We start from the raw sequence: 17,356 nt of genomic DNA on the forward strand, positions 1-17,356 counted from the left end.
TCCGTTGCCGGAACCTACGACGCGTCGCTCTCTGCGTCCTCGGCGCCTTGGTTCGCTTCAACAAAGGCTGTGAAGATCGCCTCGTGGGTGGCTGCGACCTGCCAGGGCCTCGCGTCCAATACTGCGAGAGCCGACGCGATCGCCTCCGCTGTCAGGGGCTCCGGCGGTTGCCATGCCAAGCGCCGCAGCGTCTCGGGGGTGAGGAGGTTCTCGAGCGGCAGCCCGAGGGCTTCGGCGATCTCGGTGAGGCGGTTCCGCGCCCGTTTCAGACGCCGGTCCGCCTCAGGGTTGCGATCGCTCCAGGCACGCGGCGGAGGCAGCGAATCGCCATTGGCGCGCTGCGCCGGAAGCTCCTGCGTCTGAAGACCCGCCTGCACGGCTTCCCACCACCGATCGAGCTGGCTGCGACTCGCTCGGCCGGAGAACTCCTTGAGCGCGGCGAGTTCCTGCCGAGTCTTCGGCAGCGCGCGTGCGACAGCGACGATCGATGCGTCGGGTACGAGGCGACCCGGCGCGATATCGATCTCTCGCGCGTACTCGTCGCGCGCTGTCCAGAGGGAGCGGGCGACGGCCAGGTTCCGTGGCGACCGGACGGCGTGCACTCCCGACAGCCTGCGCCAAGGCTCGGCGCGTTGCGTGCGAAGATCACGCGCGAGCGTCGACGCGAACTCCTGGTCGGCGATTCCTCGCTTGCGCTGCTCGGTCAGCAGCTTCTCCAGTTCGTCGCGGAGGTCGAGGAGCAGTTCGACGTCGAGCGCCGCGTACTCGAGCCAGGGCTGCGGCAGAGGGCGAGTCGACCAGTCGGCGGCCGAGTGCTCCTTCTTGAGGTGGATGCCGAGCAACTGCTCGACGACGGTGGCGAGGCCGACCCGCGGCATCCCGAGCAGACGCGCCGCGAGCTCAGTGTCGAAGAGGCGCTGCGGGTCGATGCCGACCTCACGCAGGCACGGCAGATCTTGCGTGGCGGCGTGCAGCACCCATTCCTCGCCGGCCAGCAGGCGGTTGAGCTCCGAGAAGTCGCCGATGGCCGGTGGATCGAACAAGAACGTGCCTGCATCCCGCCGGTACAGCTGGATCAGATATGCCCTCTGCGAGTACTTGAAACCGGAAGCCCGCTCCGCATCGATCGCGACGGGACCCGTAGCGGCGACGATGCGTTCGAGCGCGGCGCGGTACCCGTCCTCGGTGTCGATCACCAAGTAAGGCCGCGCGTGCGGCTCAGCGTTCACCGCGGTTCATCCGGCGTGCTGCCAACAGGCTGACTCCATCTCCGTCACCGGGAGGGAGCCCGGCGAGCATGCACAACAACTCGCACCAGCCTTCCACATGTGCGGTGAGCTCATGGTCCATAGGCGACCAGGATGCGCGCAATTCGATCATCGCGCCGCTGCCCTCTCCAGCCAGCTCCCCATAGCCGGTCGACAGCGTCTTCGTGGCAGTGCCGGATGCCGAGTGGTAGCGGGCATGGCGTGAGTCGAGCGCGTCGACGAGCCATGACCATGTGACGTCGGCGGTCAGCGGGTCGAGCGCGATCTCGAGCTCAAGAGGCGCCTGAGCGAAGCACACTACCCGGAATGGGCTTCCCCAGGCCTCGGGCTCGTCCGGGTCGTACAGGAGCACGAACCGGCCCGTGCCGAGATCCTCCACGCCGTGTGCGGCGATGTCGGCGGCGAGGGCCGTGGAATACGGCGCGAGCCTGGGTGGCGAGGGGATCTCGCCGATCGTCACCTCGCTGCGCACCGACACCGCGCGAACCGCGTCGAGCGCTGCGCGGAACTCGTCCGGCAGTGGCGCTTCGGCGGGGGAGTCAGGCACGCTTTGCAGACTAGGGTTGTCGACGGCGATTCGAGCAGAGACTCGCCGCCGTCAGCGCCGTGAGCACGAAGGGGGACGGCGATTGGGGAGCGGTCGCAGCGCGAGCACCCGTGAACGGGGCAGCCGTCGGGTTCCTTCGGCCGCGTTGACCGCAGTCTCGATCTTCGCGGCGTCATTGCTCGCGGTTGGTTTGAGCATCCTCGGCGCGGCTGCGATCACCATGGCGCGAATGATCGTGCTGCCGCCGCAGCGACGGCGGGCCGATGTGCGAGTGCTCGGCGTGGATGCGGACGCGGGCACGGTGCGGCTGTCGATCACACCGGATTCAGCGGTCGACGGCCAGTACAGCCTGTGGTTCGATGACGACCGCAGGCACGCCTTGGCCGGGCCGATCGTCGAGCGCGACGCGGATTCGGTGACGCGCTCCGTGTCTGCCGAGCACGGCCGGCTCCCACGGCCCGGAGACCTGGCCCGTCTCGGAGCGTGGGTGTACCGGCATCCGAGCGAATTGGGACTGCCCTTCGAAGAGCTCGCCGTAGCGACCGAGTTGGGGGAGGCGCCGGCGTGGTTGATCCCCGCGCCGCACGACGCGGGACGCTGGGTGATCCACGTGCACGGCCGCGGAGTGCAACGGCAGGAGTGCCTGCGCGCGGTGCCGGTCTTTCACGAGCACGGATACCACTCGCTGGTCGTCTCGTATCGCAACGATGGTGAGGCTCCGCAGAGCCGGGACCATCGACTGCGGCTCGGCGCTGAGGAGTGGCTCGATGTCGACGCTGCACTGCGCCTTGCCATCGACCGAGGTGCCCGGAGCGTCGTCATCATGGGCTGGTCGATGGGCGGCGCGATCGCCCTTCAGACCGTGACCCGCTCACCCGCCGCTTCCTACGTGGATGGCCTTGTGCTCGAGTCTCCGGTGATCGATTGGGTCGACACCATTCGGCTGCAGGGCGATCTCGTGCGAATGCCCCGTCCAGTCACCACCGCCGCAGTGCGTCTGCTGACTTCGCCTCTCGCCCCGCGGCTCACGGGTGTCAGCGCACCGATCGACTTCGACTCACTCGACTTCGTGGCGCGGGCAGGGGAGCTCCGCACGCCGACGTTGCTCCTGCACAGCGACGAGGACGGCTTCGTTCCACCAGCACCGTCACGGGCACTGGCCCGATCGCGCCCCGACCTCGTCACCTACCGTCGCTGGCGCACAGCCAGGCACACGCGGCTCTGGAACCTCGACCGAAACCGCTGGGAGCAGCAGGTCAGTGACTGGTTGCGGGGGCTGGAGTCCTCTTCTCAGTGACCTGACGCTTGATGCGACCGAGCATCGCGACCATGCCGCGCATGCGAAGGGGACTCACCACGCGCGTCAGGCCGAGATCGAGCGGGAAGTCGTCAGGCACGGCCAGCACCTCGTCGGCGCTGAGTCCATCGAGACCCTGCGCGAGGATCGATGCGAACCCGCGGGTCGTGGGCGCCTCGGCCGGGGCGGTCGCGTGCACGTGCACATCACCCGACGTCACCTCGACGAAGATGTACACCGGTGATTGGCACTCCACGACGCGCTCGAAGAGGTCAGGGTGGTCGCGGTAGCGCTCCGGCAATTCGGGAAGCTCGTTCGAGAACTCGAGAAGCAATTGCAACCGGTCGCGCTCTTCGAGCGCGTGGAAGTCGCCTCGGATCGTTTCGAGAGCATCAGGCAAGGCGGTCATGACCCGCCCAGCCTAACGTTCCCGGCTCAGCGCGAGGTGGGTGCCTCTCCCGGCTCGGACCCCGTCACGATCGGAACGCGCACGGCGCTGCCCCACTCGGTCCAGGACCCGTCGTAGTTGCGCACGTTCTCGATGCCCAGCAGGTACTTCAGCACGAACCAGCTGTGGCTGGAGCGCTCTCCGATGCGACAGTAGGCGATGACGTCATCCGCGTCCTGGATGCCTGCTTGCTCGCGGTAGAGCGCGTCGAGCTCGTGAGCGGGCTTGAACGTGCCGTCCTCGGCCGCGGCTCGCGCCCATGGGACGCTCACCGCGGTCGGGATGTGACCGCCGCGCAGCGCGCCCTCCTCGGGGTAGGCAGGCATCGTGGTGCGCTCGCCCGTGTACTCCTCCGGCGAGCGCACGTCGATCAGCGGCTTGCCGAAATGGGCGAGCACATCTTCTTTGTACGCACGGATGCGGCTGTCGTCGCGCTCGACGACGGGGTAGTCCACGGGCGTCACAGCGGGCACCTCGGTGGTCAGCTCACGGCCCTCCGCGATCCACTTGTCGCGCCCTCCGTCGAGGAGTCGCACGTCTTCATGTCCGAAGAGGGTGAAGACCCACAACGCGTACGCCGCCCACCAGTTGCTCTTGTCGCCGTAGATGACGACGGTGCTGTCGCGGCTGATGCCCTTGGATCCCAGAAGGCTGGCGAAGCGTGCGCCGTCGACGAAGTCGCGGACCACCGGATCGTTCAACTCCGTGTGCCAGTCGAGCTTGACCGCCCCAGGGATGTGGCCCGTCTCATAGAGCAGCACGTCCTCGTTCGACTCGACGACCACAAGCCCGTCCTCACCGAGGTGCTCCGCGAGCCACTCCGTGCTCACAAGGCGATCAGGGTGCGCGTACTCGGCGAACTTGGGAGCGGGGTCGTGACCGATGGACATGGATCCTCCTGGAGATCGTCATCACAGATGTGACGCAAGACAGGCGAGTAGGCTGGTGCAGCCCTGCCGCTCTACGCTACGCGCTTCGGCGTACTCGTCGCAGGGCTCCCGTAAGACTCTGACACACGCTAGGCGACGCATGACACTCGACCGCACGACCACCTCGCCACGTCTCATCGATCGAGCGCCGGAGCTCTCCGGCGCTGAGATGGCGGCGCAGTTGGTGCCACCGCGGCAGTTCTCTCATGCGACGCTCGACAACTACCGGCCTGATAGCGAATTCCCGTCGCAGGCGGAAGCGGTCGATGCGGTACGGGGCTTCCTGACGTCGTGGAAGCCCTCCGGAGGGCTGTTCTCGCGTCGAAAGGCGGCGCCTCCGAAGCCGGGCATCTACCTCGACGGCGGCTTCGGGGTCGGCAAGACCCACTTGCTGGCCGCGTTGTGGCACAACGCGCCGGGGAGGAAGTACTTCGGCACGTTCATCGAGTACACCGCGCTCATCGGAGCCCTCGGCTACCGGGATGCCGTTCAGCTCCTTCGGGGTGCAACGCTCATCGCCATCGACGAGTTCGAACTCGACGATCCGGGCGACACCATGATGATGACGAGGCTCCTCGGGGAGCTCGTCGAGAGCGGCAGCCGCATCGCGGCGACCTCCAACACGCCGCCGAACGCGCTCGGTGAGGGGCGCTTCGCGGCCTCCGACTTCCTGCGCGAGATCCAGAGCCTCGCCGACCGGTTCCGCACGCTCCGGATCGACGGGCACGACTACCGCCGACGAGATGTGCAGGGCAGCGCGCGCGGCTACAGCGACAGCGAGCTCGACGGCATCCCGTCGCAGCAGCCAGGCGTCGTCACCGACGACTCGTTCACGGAGGTGTTGCGGCACCTTGCGACCATTCACCCCTCGCGCTACGTGAAACTCGTCGACGGGCTCGACGGCGTCATCTGGCGCGACGTGAGCGTCATCCACTCCCAGACCGACGCGCTACGGCTCGTCGCGTTCGTGGATCGGCTCTACGACGCGCAGGTGCCCATCTTCTCGAGCGGTGTGCCCCTCGATCAGGTGTTCGCGCCGGAGATGATGAGCGGCGGCTACCGCAAGAAGTACCTGCGGGCGATCTCTCGCATGATCGCCCTCACCATCGGCCAGGATCAGTAGGCCCGGTCGGCGTACCGTCCAGCGGCCGATGTCGCGAGGGGTCGCGGCGCAGCTGGTCGCCATCGACTAGAGTCGCTCCCTGGTGTGCCGGGAAGTCTGGTCGGCTCTGCCCTGTTCCCGTCAGCAGGGCGGGTTCTCACGTTGTAATTTTCGTCCCGGGAGTCGATGGTGACCGAACAGAAGCCGACCGCATCCGCAGCGTCGATGGAGCGATTCAATGAATCGCTCCGCATCGAGGAGGTCCTCCGCAAGGAGACGGTCGGCGGTGTGCTGCTGATGATCGCAGCGGTCGTCGCCCTCGTCATGGCGAACACCGGTCTCGCGGACTTCTATTTCGGGCTGCGTGACATCCATGTCGGCATCCTCGTGGGCGACTGGGAATGGGAGATCAGCCTCGGGCACCTCGCCGCTGACGGCCTGCTCGCGATCTTCTTCTTCCTCGTCGGGCTCGAGCTCAAGCGTGAGTTCGTCGCCGGCGACCTTCGGAGTCCGCGGGCCGCACTCGTGCCGATCGTGGCGGCCTGTGGCGGCGTGATCGCGCCGGCGCTCATCTTCACGCTGCTCAACGCCGGAAGCCATCCCGAAGTCATGCGGGGATGGGCGATCCCGGTCGCCACCGACATCGCGTTCGCGCTTGCCGTACTCGCGGTCGTCGGCACGTGGCTGCCGGCGGCGATGCGCACCTTCCTGCTCACGCTCGCGGTCGTCGACGACCTCATCGGCATTGCGATCATCGCGGTGTTCTACCCCAGCGGATTCGAGCTGGGCTACTTCATCGCGGCCATGGTCGGTATCGCCCTCTACGCGCTGATCGCGCAGAAGAACCGTGAGTTCTTCCGCAACCGGCCGACCGCGGCATGGCTGCTGCTGCTGCCGCTCGGCATCGCGGTGTGGGCGATGATGTATCAGTCCGGCATCCACGCGACCGTGGCAGGAGTGCTTCTCGGCTTCACCATTCCCGTTCGGCTGACACGCAAGGAGCGCATCGGCGTGGAGACCGGCGCGATCTCGCTCTCGTTCGCGCAGCGCCCGAGCCTCGCCGAGGTATTCGAGCACCGGTTCCGTCCGGTTTCCACGGGAGTGGCCCTGCCGGTCTTCGCATTCTTCTCAGCTGGAGTCGCGATCGGCGGCTTCGAGGGCTATCTCGAGGCGCTGGCGAGTCCGCTCACTCTCGGCGTGATTCTCGCGCTCGTGGTAGGAAAGGCGATCGGCATCACAGGAGCTACGTGGCTCATCACGCGGCTCCCGGGCGTCAGCGCCGGCATGAAGTGGGTCGACGTACTCGGACTCGCGGTGCTCGGCGGCATGGGCTTCACCGTGTCGCTGCTCATCACCGAGCTCAGCTTCGGCATCAGCGGCATCCTCGCCGACGAGGCGAAGATCGGAGTGCTCACCGGATCGTTCGCAGCGGCCATCCTCGCGGCGGTGATGCTCGGCATGCGCAATCGCCACTATCGCGCCCAACGGGAGGCCGAGAGCGTCGACGCCGACGACGACGGTGTGCCGGACTACTTCGAGCGAGACCTGCGAAGCGGGGTCTGAACCGTGCGCCACGGCGCCTGTGGGCGTCGCAGAAGCGGCGAAACACCCTGTTCACGCGCAGCCCAGCTTCGTAACAACCGCGAAACGCATCGCGCTCTTCACTGAAACACTGACGCGAGAACGTCTCTGTACGACCCACCCGGCGGCTTCTCCGCCGGGACTGGTCGCGACAGAGAGGTGAACCTGATGGACACAGGTGGAATCGCCTGGATGCTGGTCAGTGCGGCACTCGTGCTGCTGATGACTCCGGGGCTGGCCTTCTTCTACGGAGGGCTGGTGAAGGCGCAGAGCGTCGTGAGCATGATGATGATGAGCTTCGGGGCGCTCGGGCTCGTAGCCGTGCTGTGGATCCTGTACGGCGCCGCGATGAGCAGCGTCGACAGCGTGTGGGCCTTCGCGGGCAATCCCTTCGACGGATTCGCACAGACCGGTATGGCAGGTGAGGACCTGGTCGGCATCGCGTTCGGCGCGACGTTCGCCATCCTCACGACCGCACTCATCTCAGGTGCGATCGCCGATCGTGCCCGGTTCGGCGCGTGGCTGGTGTTCGCCGGCCTCTGGAGCACGCTCGTCTACTTTCCGGTCGCCGCCTGGGTCTGGGGAGGGGGCTGGCTGCAGAACCTCGGTGATTCGCTCGGCGGACTGCCGGCAGTCATCGACTACGCGGGAGGCACCGCGGTGCACATCAACGCCGGTGCCGCTGCGCTCGCGCTTGCCCTGGTGCTCGGACCTCGTCGTGGCTTCGCGAAGGGATCGCACCGCCCTCACAACGTGCCGCTGGTGCTCCTGGGCGCCGGGCTGCTGTGGTTCGGCTGGTTCGGGTTCAACGCCGGAGCGGCTGTGGGAGACGGATCGGTGGATGCCGCATCGGCCGGGCTCATCTTCCTGAACACGATCGGCGCGCCAGCCGCCGGCATCCTTGGCTGGCTGATCGTCGAACGAGTGCGGTCGGGCAAACCGACGTCGATCGGTGCCGCGTCGGGCGCTGTCGCCGGCCTCGTCGCGATCACGCCGGCCTGTGCTGACCTCACACCGGGGCTTGCGATACTGCTCGGCCTGCTCTCGGGAGCGGCGTGCGCCTTCGCGATCGACCTCAAGTACCGCCTCGGGTACGACGACTCGCTCGACGTCGTCGGGCTGCACCTCGTGGCAGGGGTCATCGGAACGCTCTATCTGGGCCTCTTCGCCAACGGCACCGGCCTCTTCACCGGCGGCGACACGGGACAGCTCATCGTGCAGGGCATCAGCGTGCTCGCGGTCGCTGCGTACTCCTTCGTGATGGCACTGGTGATCGGCTTCGCCATCGACAAGACCCTGGGATTCCGCGTTCGCCACAGCGAAGAGATCGCCGGGATCGACCTCGCCATCCATGGCGAGAGCGGATACGTGCTCGAGACGCGGTGATCTCGATGGCGCACTGATCGCGATTCACCGGGTGCCGATCGCGCCGCACCAGCGGCGCGGTCGGTACCCTTGTGCGAGATCGGCCGATGACCGGGCAGGAGGGTGTGGTGCTTCTCTACACCCTCGCGGTCGCCGCGGCGTGCGCAATCGCGCTCGAGCGGTGGCTTCAACGGCGCTTCAGCAGGCGAAAAGCGGTCACCTGCGCGATCGTGTGGACGCTCGCAGTGTGTCTGCCGCTCGCGTGGGAGTTCTTCGGCCTCAGCGCAGAGCTCTTGGGGCTGCTCGGAACAATCGACGTCCCGAGCCTTGACGTCGAGCTCTCGAGCCTTTCCGCCCTGAGCCCGCCGAGTGATTTTGCCGGGGGCCTGATCTTCGCCCTGCCGCTCGGGGCTGCATTGCTCGTCTTCTCCCGACGCTCGCGCACACGCACCTCCGTGCCGTGGTGGGGTGCCGCCTACGGGGCGATCGTCGTGTTGACTATGACCGCAGCGGCCGAGCTCGTGATCACCCCCGCGCTCCTCTGGTTACTGGTCGGCGGTGCGCTCACCGCGGTGTCTGGGGGAGTTGGAGCGGCGATCGCCGAGCTCATCGCCGATCGCCGCGTCACGGCAAGAGGTATCGCCATCGGAGTGCTGGCCGGTGCCTGCGGGGCTGCAACCGCGACTGCCTGGCTCACCTGGCAATGGGCGATCGTGATCGGCGTCGCGGGCGGCGCGATCGGTCACCTGCTCGGCAAGGCGATCAGTCGGAGGCGCACGGATGCCGAGAGCGCACGGCTCGGATCGGCACTCGTCGCCGGTCCCGCAGTCGCAGCGCTCCTGCTGGGCCTATTCGGGCTCGGCTCTGGGCTGGTGCACACGGGATCTCCCGCTTGGTTCATCGACCAGGCCACGGGCGTCGCACTCGCGCTTGCATGGGCGCTCGGCGTGGCGTGGGCACTGAGACTCACGATCCTTCGACGTGCCTCTGAGCCGCCGCCGCGGTGACTTCAGTCACTGCGCGTCGACCTCGCCGGCGCGGGTCAGGGGGGAGCCGACGCCAGTGCGTCGATGAGAGAGTGGTGGGCGATACCAGACTCGAACTGATGACCTCTTCCGTGTGAAGGAAGCGCGCTACCAACTGCGCCAATCGCCCGCGGCGTGAACAATATTGCCACATGTCGGAGCGCTCGGATGACAGGGCGGCCAGCGACTGAAACACAGGCCTGTCATTTTGGTACTGGGCGGAATCATCCGCTAAGGTTTTCAAGGCGCACAGAAATGTGAGCCAACGCGGATGTGGCGCAGTGGTAGCGCATCACCTTGCCAAGGTGAGGGTCGCGAGTTCGAATCTCGTCATCCGCTCGAGTGGGGCAGAAGCCCGGATGCTGGTAACGACACTTCGGTGCCGCTGCCAGGACCGGCGGTTCGTCCGCACGCGGTGGGGTGGCCGAGAGGCGAGGCAGCGGCCTGCAAAGCCGTATACGCGGGTTCGAATCCCGTCTCCACCTCCAGGTCCGAAAGATCTGACCTGGGCGATTGGCGCAGCGGTAGCGCGCTTCCCTGACACGGAAGAGGTCACTGGTTCGATCCCAGTATCGCCCACCACAAATACTGCCGAACCAGTGACCTCGTGCCCGCATGCATCGCGGACACGCTGGTTCGATCCCAGTATCGCCCACCACAAATACTGCCGAACCAGTGACCTCGTGCCCGCATGCATCGCGGACACGCTGGTTCGATCCCAGTATCGCCCACCACAAATACTGCCGAACCAGTGACCTCGTGCCCGCATGCATCGCGGACACGCTGGTTCGATCCCAGTATCGCCCACCACAAGTAGTGCCGAACCAACGGTCACGGTTCACGAGCAGCGAGTTCACGCCCGCGTGGTTTCCTCCGCATCGGGGTCGGGTCGCTTCTGCCAGGGCCACCGCCCAGTGATCTCGAGTTCGAGCGAGAAGCTCAGGAACGTCCGGATCAGCACGATGCCGGCGAGCACCGCGATGCTCTCGAGGGTGGGGGACACCGCGACAGTCCGGATGATGTCGGCCGCGACGAGCAATTCCAAGCCCAGCAGAATCGCGCGTCCCAGCGAACGCCGGTATCTGCTGTAGATCGACTGCTCACGGCGCACGAGCCGCCCGAAGGCGAAGAGCGAGGCCGCGACGGCGCCGACCACGATGGCGGCCACCCCGGCAGCATCGATTGCTCTGCCGACCGCGTCGATGAGCTCCTGGAAACTCATGTGCACCGCCTATCCAGTGCTCGATCCGGAGAGGGCACGTCGACCCGACTCCGAACCAGCAGGTCCGGATCAGCATCGCGAGTGCCCACAGCATGGCCCTGGAGCGCTTGGAAAGCAACGCAAAGCGGACGCTCCCGATCGGTCCAACCCTCGGTTGCACGAGCGAGGGAGCCGATGCCGTAAACTCTCCAGGGAAGCGAATGCGGATGTGGCGCAGTGGTAGCGCATCACCTTGCCAAGGTGAGGGTCGCGAGTTCGAATCTCGTCATCCGCTCCATCGAAGGCCCGCCTGAATGGCGGGCCTTCGCGGTTCCGAGGCCAGTGGCGATGCCCAGCCGCGGCTGCCCTCGGCATCCGCCTCGCCCGTTCCTGAGTGGTCTCGCCGCCGCACTAGCATTGGTGCAATGAGCGACCTGAAGACCGGATTCGACCTCTTCACCGACCGTTCGATCGTTGCGATGCGGGTGAACGGCGAGCTCAAGGACCTCGCTGCCACAGTGGCTCCCGCAGACGATGCGGTCCCGGTGTCGATCGAGTCGCAGGACGGGCTGAACATCCTCCGCCACTCCGCGGCGCACGTGCTGGCTCAAGCGGTGCAGCGCATCAACCCTGAAGCGAAGCTCGGCATCGGCCCGCCCATCACCGACGGCTTCTACTACGACTTCGACGTCGAAGTGCCATTCACTCCCGATGACTTCAAGATCATCCAGAAGGAGATGGACCGCATCATCCGTCAGGGGCAACGCTTCACGCGCCGCGTCGTCACTGAGGACGAAGCACGTACCGAACTCGCCGACGAGCCGTACAAGCTCGAGCTGATCGGCCTCAAGGGCTCAGCGGATGCCGACGGCGAGAACGCGTCGGTCGAGGTCGGCGGCGCCGAGCTCACCATCTACGACAACATCGATCCCAAGACCGGCGAGACCCTGTGGAAGGACCTGTGCCGGGGTCCGCACCTTCCGAACACCCGCATGATCGGCAACGCCTATGCGCTCATGCGGAACGCGGCGGCGTATTGGCGCGGTTCGGAGAAGAACAAGCAACTGCAGCGCATCTACGGCACGGCGTGGCCAACGAAGGACGAGCTCCGCGCTTACCAGACCCGCCTCGAGGAAGCCGCCAAGCGTGACCATCGGAAGCTGGGGACCGAACTCGACCTCTTCTCGTTCCCAGACGAGATCGGACCGGGCCTCGCGGTGTTCCACCCCAAGGGCGGCATCATCCGCAACGAGATCGAGAACTACATGCGCGAGCAACTGCTCGCCCACGACTACGAGCTCGTGAACACGCCGCACATCACCAAGGGGCACCTCTACGAGATCAGCCAGCACCTGAGCTGGTACAAGGACGGGATGTATCCGCCGATGCACCTCGACGAGGAGCACGATGCGGAGGGCAACGTCACCAAACCCGGCCAGGACTACTACCTGAAGCCGATGAACTGCCCCATGCACAACCTCATCTACCGGGCACGGGGACGCAGCTACCGGGAGCTTCCGCTGCGCCTCGCGGAGTTCGGCACCGTGTACCGATACGAAAAGAGCGGCACGCTCTCCGGACTCACGCGAGTGCGCGGGCTCACCCAGGACGACGCGCACATCTACGTGACTGAAGAGCAGGTCAAGGACGAGGTCGCGCGGCAGCTCGACTTCGTGCTCGAGACGCTCCGCGGATACGGGCTCGACGACTTCTACCTGGAGTTGTCGACCAAGGACCCGGAGAAGTCGGTCGGCTCCGACGAGCTTTGGGAGCAGGCCACGGAGACCCTGCGCGCTGTGGCGGTCGAGTCGGGTCTCGAACTCGTCGACGACCCGGGTGGGGCAGCCTTCTACGGTCCGAAGATCTCAGTGCAGGCGCGCGACGCGATCGGCCGCACCTGGCAGCTCTCGACCGTGCAGCTCGACTTCAACCAGCCCGCGCTGTTCGAGTTGGAGTACACGGCGGCTGACGGCACGCGGAAGCAGCCGGCCATGATCCACCGGGCGCTGCTCGGGTCGATCGAACGCTTCTTCGCGATTTTGCTCGAGCACTACGCCGGCGCGTTTCCCGCATGGCTGTCGCCGGTGCAGGTCGTCGGCATCCCGGTTTCCGAGCAGCACAACGACTACCTCGACGAAGTCATTCAGCGCTTGCGCAAGGCGGGGGTGCGCGCCGAGCTCGATTCGTCCGATGAGCGCATGCAGAAGAAGATCCGCACGCATACCAAGCTCAAGGTGCCCTTCATGCTCATCGCGGGTGATGAGGACCGATCGAGCGGATCCGTGAGCTTCAGGTTCCGCGATGGCAGTCAGGAGAACGGTGTGTCTGTGGATGCCGCCGTCGAGCGCATCCTCGAAGCGATTCGCACGAAGGCTCAGGTCTGATGAAGGGCGCTCCGCGGGACTACGACGGCACTGAGTATCCCGACGCGGAGCCGGGGGAGCAGTTCGCGGCCTCGCCGGATGCGTTCCAACGCCTCTGGACGCCACACCGGCTCGCGTACGTCAAGGACTCGCACCAGCCAAGCGAGCATGACTGCCCGTTCTGCGCCGCACCCGCGAAGTCCGATGAGGAAGCGCTCATCGTGGCCCGCGGCCAGCACGCCTTCGTGCTGCTCAACCTGTTCCCCTACAACGCGGGTCATCTTCTCGTCTGCCCCTACCGTCACGTCGCCGGCTACGACGAGGCCAACTCGGAAGAGGCCAACGAGATGGCGCTGCTCACGCAGACCGCCATGCGGGTGCTTCGGCGCACCGGCGGGAACGATGGATTCAACATCGGCATGAACCAGGGCGAGATCGCCGGCGCCGGCATCGCAGCGCATCTTCACCAGCACATCGTGCCGCGGTGGAAGCACGACTCGAACTTCTTCCCGATCATCGCAGGCACGAAGGCCGTGCCGCGGCTTCTCGGTGAGGTGCGGGCCGAGCTCGCTGCGGCGTGGCCCGCAGCCGAAGCGGACTGATCGCCCAGACCTCCACGAGGTGCCGGCCGCGCGGGATGCGGCGCGCCAATGGGCGCTCTGCATCCGCTCGATAGAATCACTGCATGGCAGGTCACTCCAAGTGGGCGACGACCAAGCACAAGAAGGCCGTGATCGATGCGCGCCGTGCCAAGTCGTTCGCCAAACTCATCAAGAACATCGAGGTCGCAGCTCGCCAGGGCGGCGCCGACCTCTCCGGCAACCCGACGCTGGTCGACGCCGTCCAGAAGGCGAAGAAGTCGTCGGTGCCGAACGACAACATCGATCGTGCCATCAAGCGCGGTGCGGGTCTCACCGGCGATGCAGTGGAGTACCAGACGATCATGTATGAGGGGTACGCACAGGGCGGCGTAGCCCTGCTGATCGAGTGCCTCACCGACAACAAGAACCGAGCCGCTGCCGAGGTGCGCACCGCGATGACTCGCAACGGCGGCAACATGGCCGACCCGGGCAGCGTCGCGTACAACTTCAACCGCAAGGGCGTGGTGTCGATCACCAAGACCGACGGGGTGAGCGAGGACGACATCCTGCTGGCCGTGCTCGACGCCGGCGCCGAAGAAGTGCTCGACAGGGGAGCGGGCTTCGAGGTGCTCACCGAGCCCACCGACCTCGTGGCCGTGCGCACCGCGCTGCAAGAGGCCGGCATCGACTACGACTCCGCTGAGGCGGAGTTCGTGCCGAACCTGAGCGTCGACCTCGACGCCGACACGGCTCGCAAGGTGTTCAAGCTGATCGATGCGCTGGAGGACAGCGACGACGTGCAGAACGTCTTCGCCAATTTCCAGCTCTCTGCCGAGGTGCAGGCGGAACTCGACTCCGACGAGTGACCGTGACCCATCGCGTGCTCGGAGTCGACCCCGGGCTGACCCGCTGCGGGATCGGCATCATCGATGTCGCCCCGGGCAGGCGAGTCGGGTTCACCCACGTCGAGGTCGTCACAACGCCCGCCGAGCTCGCACTCGAGCGCAGGCTGCTCGTCATCGCCGAACGGTTGGGCGAAGTGATCGAGCAGTGGCGGCCGGATGCCATGGCGCTCGAACGCGTGTTCGCGCAGCACAACCTGCGCACGGTCATGGGCACGGCGCAGGTGAGCGGGGTCGTGCTTCATCAAGCCGCTCGCAGCGGCATAGCGGTGGGTATGCACACCCCGAGCGAGGTGAAGGCCGCGGTGACCGGCTACGGCAATGCGGACAAGGCACAGGTCGGTGCGATGGTCGCAAGGCTGCTCGGACTCGCCGAGGTTCCGCGACCGGCCGACGCCGCCGACGCGCTCGCCCTGGCGATCTGCCATGCCTGGCGCTCTGCAGGGGGCATCGGCAACGCAGTGGCCGGACCAGCGGCGGATGCCGCTGTGCAGACCACAGCCTCGGTGCCCGGCGGTGGCGGCGCATTGACGCCGGCCCAGCGCGCGTGGCGGGACGCCGAGAAGTCGGCGGCCGCACGTAGGCTCGATGCATGATCGCTTCCCTTCGCGGTGCCGTGCTCGGCATCGACGGTTCCATTGCGATCCTCGACGTCGCCGGCGTCGGCTACGCCGTGCAATTGACCCCGCAGCACGCTCACTCGCTCCGCGTCGGCCACGAGACGAGCATCCGCACCGCGCTGATCGTGCGCGATGACGAGTTCAGTCTCTTCGGATTCGAAGACGCAGACTCGCGAGCGGTCTTCGATCAGTTGCGCACCGTGAGCGGTGTCGGACCGAAGTCGGCGATGGGCGTGCTGTCGGCGATGACTCCGGCCCAGATCGCGCAGGCTGTGGCAGACGACGACCACAGCGCCTTCCGGAAGGTCAGCGGCATCGGGCCCAAGACCGCCAAGCTGATCACCGTGACGCTCGCGGGCAAGCTCGACGCCTTCGTGGCACCCACGGCGCCCGAACAGGTGCCGGCGCTCGACGGCACCATCGCCGCCAGCGTCATCTCAGCACTGATCGGGCTGGGCTGGCCCGAGCGGGTGGCGGCACAGGCCGTCGCCGATGCCGCGGATCACGCCGACGATGCGGAGCGTGCCGGCGTGCAATCCCTGCTTCGGATCGCGCTCTCCCGGCTCGGGCCAGTGGCGAGGGAGCAGCGATGAGCGCGGACCGCGACCCCGGCGCCGTCGCAGGAGCAGGCATCCTCGACGCCGGCTCCGAGTCAGACGCCGAGCTCGCCTTCGAGGGCGCATTGCGACCGAAGAGCCTCGGCGAGTTCGTCGGTCAGACCAAGGTGCGAGGCCAGCTCGAACTGCTGCTGCAGGCCGCGGCGATGCAGGGACGCTCAGCCGATCACATCCTGCTCGCCGGACCGCCCGGGCTCGGCAAGACGACGCTCGCCATGATCGTGGCGCACGAGAACGGCCGATCGCTGCGGATGTCGAGCGGCCCCGCCATTCAGCACGCAGGCGACCTCGCCGCGCTGCTGTCGTCGCTGCTACCCGGCGAAGTGCTCTTCATCGACGAGATTCACCGCATGGCGAGATCGGCAGAAGAGATGTTGTACCTCGCCATGGAGGACTTCCGCATCGACATCATGGTCGGCAAAGGGGCGGGCGCCACGTCGATCCCGCTCGAACTCGCGCCGTTCACGCTCGTCGGTGCGACTACGCGCTCGGGACTGCTGCCGAATCCTCTCCGAGATCGGTTCGGCTTCACGGCTCACCTGGAGTTCTACGATGACGCGGAGCTCACCGAGGTGCTCCGCCGCGCCGCGCGCCTGCTGGGCATGCCGATCGACGAAGCCGCGCTCACGGAAATCGCAGGGCGCAGCCGGGGGACTCCGCGGATCGCCAACCGGCTGCTGCGCCGCGTGCGCGACTACGCGCTCGTCAACGCGAAGGACGCCGATCTGACGTCGGTCAGGGCAGCGCTCGACCTCTACGACGTCGACCCGCTCGGTCTAGATCGGCTTGACCGCGCCGTCCTGCGCGCGATCATCGATCGCTTCGACGGTGGACCCGTGGGGCTGAACACCCTCGCCGTCTCCGTGGGCGAGGAGGCCGAGACCATCGAGTCGGTCGTCGAGCCGTTCCTGGTGCGCATCGGGCTGCTCAGCCGCACCCCGAGGGGACGCGTGGCGACGAAGGCCGCATGGCGTCAGTTCGGGGGGCGCGCGCCACAGCCGACGCTCCTGGACGATGAACTATGATTGTCGAGGCCTCGGCCGTGACGCCGCGCGCTCCGCGCCGCTGATCCCGATCTCGGAAGGCGATCTCCAGACCCCATGGATCCATTCACTCTCGTGATGCTGGCCGTTCTGGCCGTCCTCGTGTTCTTCATGTTCCGCAACTCTCGGAAGCGGCAGAAGGACCAGGCCGAACTGGCTACCAAGATGGTTCCCGGCGCTGACGTGATGCTGAGCTTCGGGCTCTACGGCACGCTCGTGTCGGTTGACGAAACTGCGAACACCGCGGAGGTCCGCATCGCCGACGGCACCGTCGTCACGGTGCACCGCCAGACCCTTGCCCGGGTCGTCGAGCCCACCGAGCACACGGATGTCGAGACTGACATCGATGCGGATGCCGAGCCGACTCCGCTCGATGAGACGCTCGGTGCCGACTCGGACGACCGCCGGCCGGGCAATGACCTCGGCGAGACCGGCGAGGGCCCTGCCGACAAGCGCTGAGGCGACCG

Annotated in this window: 17 protein-coding genes and 5 tRNA genes; 16 read left to right on the forward strand and 6 right to left on the reverse strand. The window is 66.8% G+C overall.

Going from position 1 to position 17,356, the window contains the following annotated elements:
- Positions 1-14 precede the first annotated feature (14 nt).
- Positions 15-1,196, reverse strand: a complete 1,182-nt coding sequence (locus tag QF206_RS03490; RefSeq protein WP_353987896.1) for an HRDC domain-containing protein — start codon at positions 1,194-1,196, stop codon at positions 15-17.
- Between the two features lie 22 nt (positions 1,197-1,218).
- Positions 1,219-1,815, reverse strand: coding sequence for a DUF3000 domain-containing protein (locus QF206_RS03495; protein ID WP_281487800.1), 597 nt, complete (start codon positions 1,813-1,815; stop codon positions 1,219-1,221).
- 145 nt (positions 1,816-1,960) lie between these two features.
- Here QF206_RS03495 and QF206_RS03500 point away from each other — a divergent pair, with 145 nt between their 5' ends.
- Entirely contained in the window at positions 1,961-3,112 is a 1,152-nt protein-coding gene (locus tag QF206_RS03500) for an alpha/beta hydrolase family protein (RefSeq protein ID WP_281487801.1), read from the forward strand.
- On the opposite strand, the gene QF206_RS03505 is transcribed toward QF206_RS03500, so the two are convergent.
- Entirely contained in the window at positions 3,072-3,521 is a 450-nt protein-coding gene (locus tag QF206_RS03505) for a SufE family protein (protein WP_281487802.1), read from the reverse strand. The two genes, QF206_RS03500 and QF206_RS03505, sit on opposite strands and share 41 nt — an antisense overlap.
- 26 nt (positions 3,522-3,547) lie before the next feature.
- The gene (locus QF206_RS03510) at positions 3,548-4,450 is read right to left on the reverse strand and encodes a sulfurtransferase (protein WP_281487803.1); all 903 of its coding nucleotides are present in this window, start codon (positions 4,448-4,450) and stop codon (positions 3,548-3,550) included.
- 139 nt (positions 4,451-4,589) lie between these two features.
- On the opposite strand from QF206_RS03510, the gene zapE reads away from it, so the two are divergent.
- The 4 genes from zapE (at position 4,590) to QF206_RS03530 (ending at position 9,544) form a co-directional block, all read left to right on the forward strand.
- Positions 4,590-5,612 carry a cell division protein ZapE gene (gene zapE / locus QF206_RS03515; RefSeq protein ID WP_281487804.1) on the forward strand — a complete coding sequence of 341 codons (1,023 nt, stop codon included), beginning with the start codon at positions 4,590-4,592 and terminating at the stop codon, positions 5,610-5,612.
- A gap of 165 nt (positions 5,613-5,777) precedes the next feature.
- Complete coding sequence (nhaA, locus tag QF206_RS03520) at positions 5,778-7,154, forward strand: Na+/H+ antiporter NhaA (RefSeq protein ID WP_281487805.1); 1,377 nt, start codon at positions 5,778-5,780, stop codon at positions 7,152-7,154.
- Between the two features lie 186 nt (positions 7,155-7,340).
- Positions 7,341-8,558 carry an ammonium transporter gene (locus tag QF206_RS03525; RefSeq protein ID WP_281487806.1) on the forward strand — a complete coding sequence of 406 codons (1,218 nt, stop codon included), beginning with the start codon at positions 7,341-7,343 and terminating at the stop codon, positions 8,556-8,558.
- Positions 8,559-8,665: 107 nt separating this feature from the next.
- Positions 8,666-9,544 carry a hypothetical protein gene (locus QF206_RS03530; protein WP_281487807.1) on the forward strand — a complete coding sequence of 293 codons (879 nt, stop codon included), beginning with the start codon at positions 8,666-8,668 and terminating at the stop codon, positions 9,542-9,544.
- 72 nt (positions 9,545-9,616) lie between these two features.
- Here the strand turns inward: QF206_RS03530 and QF206_RS03535 are convergent.
- Positions 9,617-9,692, reverse strand: a tRNA-Val gene (locus tag QF206_RS03535).
- Positions 9,693-9,829: 137 nt separating this feature from the next.
- On the opposite strand from QF206_RS03535, the gene QF206_RS03540 reads away from it, so the two are divergent.
- From QF206_RS03540 to QF206_RS03550, 3 genes are all read left to right on the forward strand, one after another.
- A tRNA-Gly gene (locus QF206_RS03540) sits at positions 9,830-9,901 on the forward strand.
- A 75-nt stretch (positions 9,902-9,976) separates the two neighbouring features.
- Positions 9,977-10,050, forward strand: a tRNA-Cys gene (locus tag QF206_RS03545).
- 19 nt (positions 10,051-10,069) lie between these two features.
- Positions 10,070-10,144: transfer RNA gene (locus QF206_RS03550), tRNA-Val, on the forward strand.
- A 271-nt stretch (positions 10,145-10,415) separates the two neighbouring features.
- On the opposite strand, the gene QF206_RS03555 is transcribed toward QF206_RS03550, so the two are convergent.
- Positions 10,416-10,784 (reverse strand): DUF1622 domain-containing protein, encoded by a 369-nt coding sequence (locus QF206_RS03555; RefSeq protein ID WP_281487808.1) that lies wholly within the window; start codon positions 10,782-10,784, stop codon positions 10,416-10,418.
- Between the two features lie 202 nt (positions 10,785-10,986).
- On the opposite strand from QF206_RS03555, the gene QF206_RS03560 reads away from it, so the two are divergent.
- From QF206_RS03560 to QF206_RS03595, 8 genes are all read left to right on the forward strand, one after another.
- Positions 10,987-11,061 (forward strand) — tRNA-Gly (locus QF206_RS03560).
- Between the two features lie 127 nt (positions 11,062-11,188).
- Entirely contained in the window at positions 11,189-13,147 is a 1,959-nt protein-coding gene (gene thrS, locus QF206_RS03565; RefSeq protein ID WP_281487809.1) for a threonine--tRNA ligase, read from the forward strand.
- Positions 13,147-13,728 (forward strand): HIT family protein, encoded by a 582-nt coding sequence (locus QF206_RS03570; protein ID WP_281487810.1) that lies wholly within the window; start codon positions 13,147-13,149, stop codon positions 13,726-13,728. Before thrS ends, QF206_RS03570 begins: the two co-directional genes overlap by 1 nt.
- An 83-nt stretch (positions 13,729-13,811) precedes the next feature.
- A complete protein-coding gene (locus tag QF206_RS03575) occupies positions 13,812-14,573 on the forward strand; it encodes a YebC/PmpR family DNA-binding transcriptional regulator (RefSeq protein WP_281487811.1) in 762 nt (253 codons plus the stop codon).
- A 2-nt stretch (positions 14,574-14,575) separates the two neighbouring features.
- The gene (ruvC, locus tag QF206_RS03580; RefSeq protein WP_281488120.1) at positions 14,576-15,205 is read left to right on the forward strand and encodes a crossover junction endodeoxyribonuclease RuvC; all 630 of its coding nucleotides are present in this window, start codon (positions 14,576-14,578) and stop codon (positions 15,203-15,205) included.
- Positions 15,202-15,822, forward strand: coding sequence for a Holliday junction branch migration protein RuvA (gene ruvA / locus QF206_RS03585; protein WP_281487812.1), 621 nt, complete (start codon positions 15,202-15,204; stop codon positions 15,820-15,822). The genes ruvC and ruvA overlap by 4 nt, the downstream gene beginning before the upstream one ends.
- Entirely contained in the window at positions 15,819-16,871 is a 1,053-nt protein-coding gene (ruvB, locus tag QF206_RS03590) for a Holliday junction branch migration DNA helicase RuvB (RefSeq protein ID WP_281487813.1), read from the forward strand. Before ruvA ends, ruvB begins: the two co-directional genes overlap by 4 nt.
- 75 nt (positions 16,872-16,946) lie before the next feature.
- A complete protein-coding gene (locus tag QF206_RS03595; protein WP_281487814.1) occupies positions 16,947-17,348 on the forward strand; it encodes a preprotein translocase subunit YajC in 402 nt (133 codons plus the stop codon).
- Positions 17,349-17,356 lie beyond the last annotated feature (8 nt).

The organism is Ruicaihuangia caeni, assembly GCF_029952955.1.
Taxonomy (GTDB): Bacteria; Actinomycetota; Actinomycetes; order Actinomycetales; family Microbacteriaceae; genus Ruicaihuangia; species Ruicaihuangia caeni.